The sequence below is a fragment of the Craurococcus roseus genome (assembly GCF_039523795.1).
In the GTDB taxonomy this organism is placed as follows: Bacteria; Pseudomonadota; Alphaproteobacteria; order Acetobacterales; family Acetobacteraceae; genus Craurococcus; species Craurococcus roseus.
This window is the reverse complement of the sequence record NZ_BAAAFZ010000011.1, coordinates 1-12,565: the sequence shown is the minus strand read 5'-3', so window position 1 is coordinate 12,565 and position 12,565 is coordinate 1. Positions and strand designations below refer to the sequence as shown.

Annotated in this window: 11 protein-coding genes; 6 read left to right on the top strand and 5 right to left on the bottom strand. The window is 73.6% G+C overall.

The window, feature by feature from the left end; genetic code table 11:
* Nucleotides 1-24: 24 nt before the first annotated feature.
* Nucleotides 25-528, bottom strand: coding sequence for a YciE/YciF ferroxidase family protein (locus ABD067_RS06085; protein WP_343894299.1), 504 nt, complete (start codon nucleotides 526-528; stop codon nucleotides 25-27).
* Between the two features lie 139 nt (nucleotides 529-667).
* Here ABD067_RS06085 and ABD067_RS06080 point away from each other — a divergent pair, with 139 nt between their 5' ends.
* From ABD067_RS06080 to ABD067_RS06060, 5 genes are read left to right on the top strand one after another with little or no spacing between them, the layout of a single operon-like run.
* Nucleotides 668-1,819 carry a carboxylate-amine ligase gene (locus tag ABD067_RS06080; protein WP_343894298.1) on the top strand — a complete coding sequence of 384 codons (1,152 nt, stop codon included), beginning with the start codon at nucleotides 668-670 and terminating at the stop codon, nucleotides 1,817-1,819.
* 41 nt (nucleotides 1,820-1,860) lie between these two features.
* The gene (locus ABD067_RS06075; protein ID WP_343894297.1) at nucleotides 1,861-3,201 is read left to right on the top strand and encodes an ABC transporter substrate-binding protein; all 1,341 of its coding nucleotides are present in this window, start codon (nucleotides 1,861-1,863) and stop codon (nucleotides 3,199-3,201) included.
* Between the two features lie 12 nt (nucleotides 3,202-3,213).
* Nucleotides 3,214-4,095: a phytanoyl-CoA dioxygenase family protein gene (locus tag ABD067_RS06070; RefSeq protein WP_343894296.1), complete on the top strand. Its 882-nt coding sequence runs from the start codon at nucleotides 3,214-3,216 to the stop codon at nucleotides 4,093-4,095.
* Between the two features lie 22 nt (nucleotides 4,096-4,117).
* The gene (locus ABD067_RS06065; protein WP_343894295.1) at nucleotides 4,118-5,101 is read left to right on the top strand and encodes a Bug family tripartite tricarboxylate transporter substrate binding protein; all 984 of its coding nucleotides are present in this window, start codon (nucleotides 4,118-4,120) and stop codon (nucleotides 5,099-5,101) included.
* A gap of 11 nt (nucleotides 5,102-5,112) precedes the next feature.
* Nucleotides 5,113-6,120: a TauD/TfdA family dioxygenase gene (locus ABD067_RS06060; protein WP_343894294.1), complete on the top strand. Its 1,008-nt coding sequence runs from the start codon at nucleotides 5,113-5,115 to the stop codon at nucleotides 6,118-6,120.
* Here the strand turns inward: ABD067_RS06060 and ABD067_RS06055 are convergent.
* The 4 genes from ABD067_RS06055 to ABD067_RS06040 all read right to left on the bottom strand — a co-directional run bounded on the left by ABD067_RS06055 (nucleotide 6,108) and on the right by ABD067_RS06040 (nucleotide 9,727).
* Complete coding sequence (locus ABD067_RS06055; protein ID WP_343894293.1) at nucleotides 6,108-7,085, bottom strand: tripartite tricarboxylate transporter substrate-binding protein; 978 nt, start codon at nucleotides 7,083-7,085, stop codon at nucleotides 6,108-6,110. The genes ABD067_RS06060 and ABD067_RS06055 overlap by 13 nt on opposite strands.
* Nucleotides 7,086-7,226: 141 nt before the next feature.
* Nucleotides 7,227-7,676, bottom strand: coding sequence for a YybH family protein (locus tag ABD067_RS06050; RefSeq protein ID WP_343894292.1), 450 nt, complete (start codon nucleotides 7,674-7,676; stop codon nucleotides 7,227-7,229).
* A 73-nt stretch (nucleotides 7,677-7,749) separates the two neighbouring features.
* Entirely contained in the window at nucleotides 7,750-8,916 is a 1,167-nt protein-coding gene (locus tag ABD067_RS06045) for an MFS transporter (protein WP_343894291.1), read from the bottom strand.
* Between the two features lie 73 nt (nucleotides 8,917-8,989).
* Nucleotides 8,990-9,727, bottom strand: coding sequence for an SLATT domain-containing protein (locus ABD067_RS06040; RefSeq protein WP_343894290.1), 738 nt, complete (start codon nucleotides 9,725-9,727; stop codon nucleotides 8,990-8,992).
* Nucleotides 9,728-9,916: 189 nt separating this feature from the next.
* Here ABD067_RS06040 and ABD067_RS06035 point away from each other — a divergent pair.
* Nucleotides 9,917-12,565: helicase-related protein (locus tag ABD067_RS06035; RefSeq protein ID WP_343894289.1), on the top strand; the 2,649-nt coding region annotated here is incomplete at its 3' end.

Below are 12,565 nucleotides of genomic sequence, written 5' to 3'. Positions count from 1 at the left end.
GGCGACGGCGGCCCCTCGGCGCCGTCAAGCGGCCTTGCGGTTCACCTTGCTCTCGGCGATGGCGGTGAGCTTCTTGTCCGTCGCCTTCTCCTCGTCGAGGTTCTGTTGCAGCACGGAAGCGCAGTCCTCGCGCCCGAGCTGCTTGGCGAAGGCCACCAGCGTGCCGTAGCGGGTGATCTCGTAGTGCTCGATCGCCTGCGCGGACGAGAGCATGGCGGCGTCGAGCACCTCCTTGTCGCCCACGTCGCTCATGGTGTCGGTCGCTTCTTCGAGGATGCCGTCCATGGCGGCGCAGGTGACGCCCTTCACCGGCTGGCCGTGCATCTGGAACACCTGCTCCAGCCGCTTGATCTGGTTCTGCGTCTCTTGCAGGTGCGTCTCGAAACCCTGCTTGAGCTGCGGGTCGGTCGCCTTCCCGATCATGGTGGGCAGGTTCTTCGCGATCTGCTGCTCCGCGTAGTAGATGTCCTGGAGCGTGTGGACGAACAGGTCGTCCAGCGTCTTGATCGGCTTCGACAGCAAGCCCATGGCGGAAACTCCTTCGTTGCTTGGATCGTTCCTGCGGCCCGCGGAGCGGTCGGGGCCGGTCCCGTCTGAACGCCGCGCCTCCCCGGGAGTTCGGGATCTCACGCGGATCGACCCGCTTCCACCGACAGGAGCGCGCGCTTTGGACACGGCCTACCGCTTCGGCATCGAGGAAGAGTATTTCCTCGCCGACGCCTCCACCCGCGGCACGCCGCGCCGCCGCGCCCTCGAAGCCTTCCACGCCGCGGCCGGCGCGCGGCTGCCCGGGGCGGAGCGGGAGCTGCTGCAATTCCAGGTGGAGGCCTCGACGCCGCCCTCCGCCAGCTTTGGGAAAGCGCGCGAGGTGTTGGCCGGCCTGCGCGCCGGCTTGGCCGGGATCGCGCGGGAACAGCGCCTCCTCGTCTTCGCCGCCGGCACCCACCCCATCGCCCGCTGGACGCGCCAGAGCCCCACGGCGAAGGACCGCTACGAAGGCTTGGCGCGCGAACTGCGCCTCGTGGGCCGGCGCACCGTGGTGTGCGGGATGCACGTCCATGTCGAGGTGCCCCGGCCCGAAGCGCGGGTGGACCTGATGAACCGCCTGATGCCCTTCATGCCGCTGCTCCTGGCGCTGTCGGCCGCCTCGCCCTTCTGGCAGGGCCACGCGACGGGCCTCGCCGGCTACCGGCTGAGCGTCTTCGGCGAGATGCCGCGCACCGGCCTGCCCGAGCTGTTCGCCGGCCCGGAGGACTACGAGCGCCTCGTGCGCGTCATGACCGCGGCGGGCGCCATTCCGGACGCGAGTTACCTGTGGTGGGCGGTGCGGCCCTCGGTGAAGTACCCGACGCTGGAGCTCCGCGTCGCCGACAGTTGCACCAGCCTCGACCACACGCTCGCCGTCGCGGCGCTGTGGCGCTGCCTCGTGCGCCTGGTCGACCGCCGCCCGGACTTGAACAGGGGGATGACCGGGGCCTCGCGCGCCATCGCCGCCGAGAACCTCTGGCGCGCGCAGCGGGACGGGACGCGCGCCAGCCTGATCGACGAAGCCGTCGCCTCCGCCGCGCCGGTGGCGGAGCACCTGGAGCGGGCCCTCGCCCTGGTGGCGGAGGACGCGGACGCGCTGGGCTGCGCCGCCGAGGCGGAGGCCGCCCGCGCCATCGTCGCCTCCGGCACCAGCGCCGACCGCCAGGTCGCCGCCTTCGATGAGGCGCGCGGCCGCGGCTTGGCCAAGTGCGACGCCCTGGGCGCCGTGGTGGACTGGCTCGCCGCCGAAACGGCGCGCGAGGGGCTCGACTCGCCGCGGGTCGTTCCGTAGCGTCAGCGACAAGAACGCCGGTCCTGGGAGGGACGCCGCCGATGGAGCCGATCAGCCGCCGCCGGGCCGTTGCCGGCGCGCTCGGGGCCGGGGTGCTGGTCGCCGCCGCGCCGCCGCCCGCCGCTTCCGCCGCCATCGCCGCGGCCGACGTGCCGGCGCCCCGCTTCGCCGTGGAACGCGGCGCCCGCCTGCGCGTGCTGCGGCCCGCGAAGTTCGTGGACCCCGACGAGGCCATCTTCAACGCGAACAGCCGCAAATTCGCCGAGGAGACCGGCGTCGAGGTGCGGATCGACTACGTCAACTGGCCGGACATGCCGGTGCAGGTGGCGGTGGCGGCCAACACCGGGCAGGGGCCGGACGTCATCATCGGCTTCGGCGCCGACCCGCACCTGTACGCCGACAAGATCATCGAACTGACCGACCTCGCGGACTACCTCGGCGCCAAGTACGGCGGCTGGCACGAGCTGGCGCAGACCTACGGCCGCCGCTTCAACTCCCGCGCCTGGCTCGGCCTGCCCATGGGCGGCACCACCAGCCCGGTGGTGTACCGCGCCGCCTGGGTGAAGGAGGCCGGCTTCGACGGCATCCCGAACGACCTCGACGCCTTCCTGCGTCTTTGCCAAGGCCTGAAGCGCATCGGCCGGCCGTGCGGCTTCGCGCTCAGCCACGCGCCGGGCGACGCGCCGGCCTACGCCAACTGGCTGCTCTGGTCGCATGGCGTCTCGCTCGTGGACGAGAACGGCAAGGTCTCGCTCGACACGCCGGCGACGCTCCGCGCCCTCGACTACGCGCGCGCCCTGCAAGAGACGATGATCCCCGGCACGATGGCCTGGAACGGCGCGAGCAACAACCGCGCCTTCGTCGCCGGCGAGATCGGGCTGACGCAGAACGGCGTCTCCATCTACTACTCGCTCAAGACCGCGCAGGACGCGGCGCAGAACGCCATCGCCGCCGACACCGAGCACGCGGAGATGCCCTACGGCGCCGCGGCCAAGGCGCCCGAGACGGCGCTCACCCTCAACGCCATGGTGCCGCGCTACACCCGCGCGCCCAACGCGGCGAAGGAGTACCTGCGCTTCATGATGGAGGCGCCGCAATACGACCCCTGGCTGACGGGGTGCCTCGGCTACTGGTCGCAGCCGCTGAAGAACTACGGGGCGAGCGCGGTCTGGTCCTCCGACCCCAAGCTCAAGGTCTACAGCGCGGCGATGGATACGCCCTTCTACGAGGGCTACAAGGGGCCGATCACCCCGGCCACCGGAGCGGTGGCGGAGAACTGGGTGGTGGTGGACATGTTCGCCCGCGTCGTCACCGGCCAGCAGCGGCCGGCGGATTCGGTGCGCGAGGCGGTGCGTGCCGCGCAGCGCCACTACCGGACCTGAACGGAGGGAGCGATGCTCACCCAAGCGCAAAAGGACGAGTACGAGCGCGTCGGCGCCATCGTCGTGCCCGACGTGCTGAGCGCGGAAGAGGTGGCCGAACTGCGCGCCGTCACCGACGGCTTCGTGGAGCGGGCGCGCGGCCTGACGGCGCACGACGCGGTATACGACCTGGAGGACAGCCACTCGGCCGCTCAACCGCGCGTGCGGCGCATCAAATCGCCGCATCTGCACCACGACGCCTACGGCCGCTTGGTGAAGCACCCGAAGATCGTGGCGGTGTTGCAAGACCTGTGGGGGCCGGACATCCGCTTCGACACCGCCAAGCTCAACATGAAGTCGGCCGGCTTCGGCGCGGCGGTGGAGTGGCACCAGGACTGGGCCTTCTACCCGCACACCAACGACGACCTCGCCGCCGTGGGCGTGTGCATGGACGACATGGACCTGGAAAACGGCCCGCTGCTGGTCATCCCCGGCTCGCACCGCGGCCCGGTCTTCGACCACCACGCCGAGGGCCGGTTCTGCGGCGCCATGGACCCTTCGCGCAAGGAGGTGGACTACTCGGCCGCGGTGCCGCTGACCGGCAAGGCCGGTTCCATCACCGTCCACCACGTCCGCGCGGTCCACGGTTCGGCGCCCAACACTTCGGACAGGGAGCGTCGCCTGCTGCTGTTCCAGTTCCGCGCCGCCGACGCGTGGCCGCTGCTCGGCTTCCCGGACGGTTTGGAGAAGTACGACGCGCTGATGGTGGCCGGCACGCCGGGCATCGAGCCGCGGCTCGCGCCCGTCCCGGTCCGGCTGCCGCTGCCGCCGGCGGACCTGCAAGGCTCCATCTACGAGAACCAGAAGGGGCTCAAGAACAAGTTCTTCGACGCGCCCAAAGCGGCGGCGGAATGACGGCGGCACGGCCGACAAGGGAATGAACGACCGCACCGTCCACCGGCGCGCGGCGCTGCTCGCGACGGCCGCGCTCGCTGTCGCCCCACGCGCCGCGCGCGCCGCCTGGCCCGAGCGGCCGGTGCGCTGGATCGTCGGCTACCCCGCCGGCGGCGGCACCGACGTGTTGGCGCGGCTCGTCGGCGCCGCCATGTCGGCGCGGCTCGGGACGCCGGTGGTGGTGGAGAACCGGCCGGGCGCCGCCACCAACATCGCCGCCGAAGCCGCCGCGAACGCCCCGCCGGACGGCTACACCGTGTTCACGGCGGGCAACGAAACGCTGGTGTTCAACCCGGCCCTCTACAAGCGGCTGCCCTTCGACGCCGACAACGGGCTGCGCCCGCTCGGCCTGATGGCGCGCTTCCACCTCGTGCTCTGCGCCAAGCGCGAGGGCGGCGCGGTGGACGCCGCCGGCTTCTCCGAGCGCGCCCGCGCCCGGGGTGGCGCGATGGACTACGGCTCCCCCGGCATCGGCAGCCCGCACCATCTGGCGACGGAGCGGCTGGCGCGCGACCTCGGCGTGAGGCTCAACCACGTGCCCTACCGCGGCATGGCGCCGGTGATGAACGACTTGGTCGCCGGCACGGTCGAGGCGGCGGTGCTGGACATGGCCGCGGGCGCGGAGGTGATCCGCTCGGGGCGCGTGCGGCCGCTCGCGCTGCTCTCCCCGGCCCGGCTCCCCGCGATCCCCGACGTGCCCACCGCCGCCGAGGCGTTCAACCTGCCGGGCTTCGAAGCCTACGCCTGGCAAGGGCTCACCGCGCCCGTGCGCACGCCCGACGACGTGGCGGCGCGCCTCACCGCCGAACTGGCCGCCGCTCTAGCCGATCCGACCGTGCAAGGCCGGATGCGCGAGATCGGGCTCGACCCGCTCTCGGGCGGGCCGGAGGAGCACCAGCGCTTGATCGCGTCCGAGCGGGCGATCTACTGGCCGCTCATCCGCGTGTTGGGCTTGTCCCTGGACTGAAAGGCGCCGTGATGCCCGACAACGCCGCCGCCGTCGTGCGAGCCAGCGCTTGGCGGGGTGCCGACCTCGCGGGAACCGAAGGCTGGTCGCACCGCCTGACCGACTCGGAGGTGGAGGAGTTGGCCGCCGCGCTGCGCCGCGTCCGCTCGCGCGGCCTGCCCGCCACCGCCACCGCCATCACCCGCACCGGCTTCCCGCTGCCCGGCCTGGCCCCGCGCCTCGCCGCGCTGCTGGAAGAGGCGCGCACCGGGCGCGGCTTCTTCCTGCTCACCGGCCTTCCACCGGACCGCTTCGGCGAGGAGGACCGCGAAGCGGTGTTCTGGGGCATCGGCACGCACCTCGGCCGCCCCGTGTCGCAGAACTCGCACGGCGACCTGCTCGGGCGGGTGATGGACGAGGGCCGCACCTACGGCAGCGCCAGTACCCGCGGCTACCAGACCCGCGCGCGGCTCGACTTCCACACCGACCGCTGCGACCTCGTCGGCCTGCTGTGCCAGCGCCGGGCGAAGGAGGGCGGGCTGTCCAGCGTGGTCAGCACGATGGCGGTCCACGAGGAGATCCGGCGCACCCGCCCGGACCTGCTGCCCATCCTCCGCCGCGGCTTCCACTATTCGGAGCGCGAGGCGGCGGACAATCCCGCGGGCGTCTCGCCGCGCGCCATCCCGGTGTTCAGCGAGCACGCCGGCGTCCTGTCCTGCCGCTTCATCCGCAACCCGATCGAGACCGGCGCGCAGAGGCGCGGCGTGCCGCTGACCGGGCCCGAGCGGGAAGCGTTGGAGCTGGTGTCGGCGCTCTGCGCGCGCGAAGACATGCGCCTCGACATGATGCTCGAACCCGGCGACATGCAGTTCTGCAACAACTACACCACCGCCCACGCCCGCACGGAGTTCGAGGACTGGCCGGAGCCGGGGCGCCGCCGCTTGATGCTGCGCCTGTGGCTGTCCTTCGAGGAACGCCGGCCGCTCGCCCCGGACTTCGGCGAGCACGACGGCATCCCGGCGCGGCTTCAGTCCGCGTAGGCGCCGGCCGCCTGGATGATCGGCCGCCAGCGCTCCACCTCCTCCGAGAGGAAGCGGCGGTGGAACGCAGGCGTGGCGCGCTCCTCCGTCGCCGGTTCGGTCAGCAGGTCGGCGAAGCGCGCGCGCAGCCGCTCCTCCCGCAGGGCGCGGCGCAGCGCGTCGGCGATCGCCTCCTGCACCGGCTCCGGCGTGCCGGCCGGCGCGAACAGCCCGTGCCACGCGCTCATGGCGACGCCCGGGAAGCCGGCCTCGGCCATGGTCGGCAGGTCCGGCAATCCGGGCAGGCGCCGCGAGCTGGTGACGGCGTAGGCCCGCACGCGCCCGTCGCGGATGTAGGGCACGGTGTTGGTCGCCTGGTCGCAAAGCATGTCGATGCGCCCGGCCATCAGCTCGGCGATGGCCGGGCCCGTGCCGCGGAACACCACGATCGTCGCCTGCGCCCCCGCCGCCTGCTGCACCAGCAGACCGCACAGGTTGGCGGCGGAGGAAAGGCCGGCGGTGGCGAGGTTCAGCTTGTCCTTCTCCCGCCGCAGCGCCTCCATGTACCCGGCCGCGTCGGCAGCGGGGAAGCCGGGGCGCGCGACCAGGGTCATGGCCGCGTCGGACACCAAGCCGAGCGGCGCGAAGCTCCCGGGTATCTCGTAGGGCAGGCGACGGAACAGCGTGGCGCTCGCCGCCATGCCGACGTTCGTCACCATCAGGGTGTGGCCGTCCGGCCGCATCTGCGTCAGGCGCTGCGTGGCGACGTGCGCCGGCCCGGTCGCCTCCACCACCACGGGCTGGCTGAGGTGCCGACCCATGGCGTCGGCGAGGATGCGGGTGATGGTGTCGGTCGGCCCGCCGGCCGCCCCCGCGGCGATGATGGTGACGGGCCGGGATGGGAAGTCCTGCGCCCGCGCCGCGTCCGCGGGCATGGCGCCGGCAGCGGCGGCAAGGGTGAGAAGGGCGCGGCGCGAAACACCCATCCGGCGATCCTCCCTCGGCCCGGCGCGACATCGTTTCGGTCCGGCCGTCGGCGGGAGGCTACACGCGCCCCTCGGCCTCGCCTACCCGGCCGCGCGCCCCGCGACCCTCCGGCGCCGCGCCGGGAATCACGCCGGCGGACGCTACTGCGCGGCCGGCCGCTGGCAACTGTGCTGGTGGACGATGCTCCAGCCGCCGCCCTCGTCGCGGCGGTACACCGCGGTCAGGCGGGCGAAGGTGACGAGCGCGCGGCCGTCCGTCGTCTTCTGGTCTATCCGGATGTCGGCGCTGCGGACCGCGACGTCGTCGCCCAAGGGCTGCCAACGCTCGTTGCTCGGCGTGATGCTCCGCGCCTGGGTTCCGGCGAAGATGCGCTGGTAGTAGCCCCGGATCGCGTCCCGGCCGTCGAGCCTCGGGCCGCCCGTGGTCGGCAGCCAGGACGCGTCCGGCGCGTGCAGCGACACGATCGCGTCGAGGTCGCCGGCGCGGAACGTGTCGAGGAAGCGCTCGACCACCATCTCAGGGCCGTAGGGCTGCGCCGCCGCGGCGACGGGCACGGCACAGGCGAAGGCGGCTGCCGGAAAGAAACGCACGGAGGATCTCCCCTCTTGTCTTGGGCACGCCCTGCTGCATGCGGCCCTTCCGACCCGTGCGCGATGACCTGCGTCAATGCCGGCGACGCCGCAGCGCGGCACGCAGCCCCAACGCGAAGGGCAAGGCCGCCGCGCAGAGCCCCGCCATCGCCCAAAACCCGTTCCCGCCGAACCTCGCGTAGAGCGGTCCGGAAAGGAGCGTCAGCACCCCCATCGCCAAGCCCGTGCCCAAAGAGGAGTGCAGGGTCTGCGCCGTCGCCGCCTGACCCGGCGGCATCCGCGCCAGCACGCGCATCGCCCCCAGGTGCTGCGCGCCGAAGGTGAGGGCGTGCAGCGCCTGCGCCGCCGCGAGCGCCGGCAGCCAAGTGGTCTCGGCCGTCACCGCCCAACGGACCGCGCCGGCGCCGGCGGCCAGAAAGGCGAGGCCGGCCGGCCCCAGCCGGGCCACCAGCGGCGCGCTCCACAGGAACATGAGCACCTCCACCACCACGCCCTCGGCCCAGAGCAAGCCAATGACGGCGGGCGACAGCCCGGCCGCGGTCCAGTGGATGGTGGAGAAGCCGTAGTAGAGCGCGTGGCTGCCCTGGATCAGCGCCGACAGCGGCAGCAGCCAACGGAACGGCGCCTCGCGGAACGGCGCCGCGAAGCCCGCCCGTCCGCGCCCGTCCGCGCCCGGCTCCGCCGGCAGGCCGCGCGCCGCCAACGCCGCCAGCAACAGCCCGCCGGCGTAGAGCCACACCGCCGAAACCGGCCCGGCCAGCGCCACCGCCTGCCCGGCGGCCACGGCGCCGAGGATGAAGGCGGCCGACCCCGCAGAGCGCACCCGCCCGTAATCGAGGCGCAGCCGGCGGGAGGCGCCGAGCCAGAGCGCGTCCGAGAGCGGCACCACCGGCGCCAGGAACAGGCTGTGCAGCAGCGCCACCAGCAGCAACGGCACGAAGCCGGCGGGCGCCAGCGCGTAGCCGAAGGCGGTGCAGCCCGCGACGGCCGCGGCCAGCACCAGCACGCGCCGCGGGTCGCCCAACCCGTCGGCGCCGCGCCCGATGGCCGGCGCCGCCAGCAGGCGCACCGCCGAACCCGCGGCCAGGACCGCCGAGACCTGCTCGGCCGAAAGGCCTTTGGCCTGGAGCATCACCGGCAGGAACGGCATCATGGCGCCTATGGCCGCGAACTGCGCGGCGAAGAGCAGGGCGAAGCGGACGGGGACGCCTGGGGACGCGGGAGGGCGGAACGGGGGCACGCCGGCGCAAGCTGCCCCGATGGCGCCCCGCTTGCCAAGCCGAGCCGACTGCCCCGCCCGTCTCCGGGCGTGGCTAGGCCGGCGCTCCCCGCCCCGCCTTTTCGGCCAGCCCGACCAAGTCGGCATCGTTCTTGGCCTTGGCGCGCGTCGCGGCGACGGCCTTCTTCGGCACCACCGGCGCCGCTTCGTGGATCTCCGCCCGGTGCCTGATCATCGTTTGCAGGTGATGGAACAGGTTGTCCCGCGTCGCGTCCGCGGTCGCTTCGAGGTTGCGGAACTGGCGCGCCTCGTCGGCGAGCGCCCGGTAGCGTTTGCCGGCGGCGCCGTGCTGGGCCGTGCGGCCTTGGGGGTCGAGGAAACGCACCGCGGCGGCCACGACCCCGGCAAATAGCGCGCCGAAGGCGATGCAGAGCTTCAGCACCGTCGGCCAGTCGTTCTGGGATCGGGCAGCGGTCTCGGCGGCCGTTTGGACGCCCACACCCAGGCCCGCGTCGCCCAACACGCTGGCGACGGCGCTGGCGGTCAGCGCGCCGAGCACGGCGGACACGAAGCCCAAAGCGGTGCTCCAACGCGCCCAGCGCGCGCAGGCTTCGAACTGCGCCTCCGCGTGGAACTGGCAGTCGTACTCGATGCGCGCCGCCTCTTTGCGGGCCTCGCCCAGCCAAACGGGATCGGCCGCCTTGCCGCTTTCCGGCGGGACGCTGCCGGTTTGGCCGCGAGAGGCGGTCGTGCCTGATATGGCAACGACCTTGGCGTCGCCGTCGGTGTCGTTGTCCGGCGTAGGCGGCGACAGGGCCGCGGTTTCCGACATGGTGCCCTCCCGAGTTGTGGGGCCGGCGCCCGGCGCCCGGCCGCACCTTCCATCCGCCGCGGCGCGGCGGACGGTGCGCCGCGTCACGGCCCGGTGCCGCCGGTTGGTGTCAGGGACGGCCATCCGCCGCGCGCCGCGCCCCGTCGACGCGGTTGCAAATCGCATCGGCCCCGGCCAATGGTGCCGCCCATGTCGGACCTCCACCGCCCCATGTTCGATGCCAGGGTCCGCGCCGTGCTCGGCCCGACCAACACCGGCAAGACGCACCTGGCGATCACCCGCCTCCTGGCCCACGCCGGCGGCATCATCGGCTTCCCGCTGCGCCTGCTCGCGCGCGAGAATTACGACCGCATGGTCGCGGCCAAGGGCGAGCGCCACGTCGCGCTCATCACGGGCGAGGAGAAGATCGTCCCGCCCGAGGCGAAATGGTTCGCCTGCACGGTGGAGGCGATGCCGCTGGACCGGCAGACCGAGTTCGTCGCTGTGGACGAGATCCAGCTCTGCGCCGACCCGGACCGCGGCCACGTCTTCACCGACCGCCTCCTGAACGCCCGCGGCATGGTGGAAACCATGTTCCTCGGCGCCGAGACGATCCGGCCGCTGTTGCAGCGCCTGGTGCCCCGGGCCGAGGTCGAGACCCGCCCGCGCCTCAGCCAGCTCACCCATTCCGGCCCGACCAAGCTCACGCGCCTGCCCCCCCGGAGCGCCGTGGTCGCCTTCTCCGCCGGCGAGGTCTACGCCATCGCCGAGGCGATCCGCCGGCGCCGCGGCGGCTGCGCGGTGGTGATGGGCCGCCTGTCGCCCCGCACCCGCAACGCCCAGGTGGCGCTTTACCAAGAGCGCGAGGTGGACTTCCTGGTCGCCACCGACGCGATCGGCATGGGCCTCAACATGGACGTGGACCACGTCGCCTTCGCGTCCCTGACCAAGTTCGACGGCCACGCCATCCGCGCCCTCTCCCCCCAGGAAGCGGCGCAGATCGCCGGCCGCGCCGGCCGCGGGATGCGCGACGGCACCTTCGGCCCGACCGGCGAGTGCCCGCCGCTGCCGGACGAGATGGTGGACAAGATCGAGAAGCACGACTTCGAGCCGCTGCAGACCCTCGCCTGGCGCAACAGCGACCTCGACTTCTCCGGCGTGGACGCGCTGCTCGACAGCCTCGCCACGCCGCCGCCCACGCCCGGCCTCGCCAAGGGCCACGACGCGACCGACCACATCACGCTGTCCATGCTGGCCCGGGAGGAGGAGATCCGGAAGCTCGCGGATGGGAGCCGCTCCCGCGTCCGCCTGCTCTGGGAAGCCTGCCAGGTGCCAGACTTCCGCAAGCTGGCCGACGACAGCCACACCGCGCTCTGCGGCCGCATCTTCCGCCACCTGGCCGAGGACGGCCGGCTGCCGGACGAGTGGGTGGCCGGGCAGATCGCCACCATCGGCAACGTCGAGGGCGACCTCGACACCCTGATGGCGCGGCTCGCCTCCATCCGCGTCTGGTCCTACGTCGCAGCCCGCGCCGATTGGGTGGGCGACGCCGCCCGCTTCCAGAACGAGGCCCGTGCCGCCGAGGACGCGGTTTCGGACGCCCTGCACGAGCGCCTCACCGCGCGCTTCGTGGACCGCCGCGCCGCCCACCTCATCCGCCGCCTGGACGACACGGAGGAGGAGTTGCTCTCCGCCGTCACCCGCCAGGGCGAGGTGGTGGTGGAAGGCCACCCGGTCGGGCGCGTGTCCGGCTTCCTGTTCCAGCCGGAGGCCGGTGAGAAGACGGAGGAGGAGCGGCGCCTGGTGCTGCGCGCCGCCCGCCGCGCGCTGCGCGAGGAGATGCCTCGCCGGGTCGCTGCGTTGGAAACAGCGGCCGACGACGCCTTCGCCCTGACGCCCGACCACCGGATCACCTGGACGGCGCCCGGCGGCGAGCCCGCGGAGGTGGCCCGCCTCCGCCCCGGCCCCGAGCCGTCCAAGCCCGCGGTGGACGTCCTCGCCAGCGAGTTCCTCGACGGCGCCCAACGCGAACGGGTCCGCGCGCGGCTGGCGAAATGGATGGAGGGGCTGGTCGCCCGCGAATTGGGTGCGATCGCCGCCGTCGAGGCCAAAGCGGAAGCCGACGGCGCGCTGCGCGGCCCGGCTTTCCTCCTGCGCGAGCACCTGGGCATCGCCCCCGGCGCCACCGAGCGCGAAATCGCGCCCGAGGTCCGGCAGAAGCTCAAGGGCATCGGCATCCGCGCCGGCCGCTTCGCGCTGTTCATCCCGGAGGCGCTGAAGCCGCGCGCCATGGCGCTCAGGGCGCAGATCTGGTCGTTGATCCGCGACGTGCCCGTGCCGACCCTGCCGGCGCCGGGCCTGATCGCGCTGTCGATGCGCCCCGTCCCGGACGGGGAAGTGCCGCCGCCCCACATGATCTGGCCCTCCGGCTTCGCCGAGGCGATGGGCTGGCTGCCGGCCGGGCCGGTGATGCTGCGCCTGGACGTGGCGGAGCGGATCGCGGCGGAACTCGGCTTCCTCACGCGCCGCGCCCCGGTGCCGCCGCCGCCAGACCTCGCCAGCCGCCTCGGCGTGAAGGGCGACATGCTCGGCACGGCGCTGGCCGCGCTCGGCTTCCGCATCCTGGACCCGGTGCCGCTGGAGGAAGGGCAGTACGGCCCGCCGACCCCGCTCCGCGTGGCCCAGCCGCGGCCCTTCGCGGGCCCGCGGCGCGAAGGCCGCGGCGCCGGCGGACCCGCGCAGAACCGCCAAGGCGCGCGGCCGGACCGCAACCGCCGGCCGCCGCAAGCGGCGACGGCGGCGCAAGCCCAGCCGCCGCGGAACAACGGCAAGGCCGAGTTGTTCTTCGGGCCGCCCGTG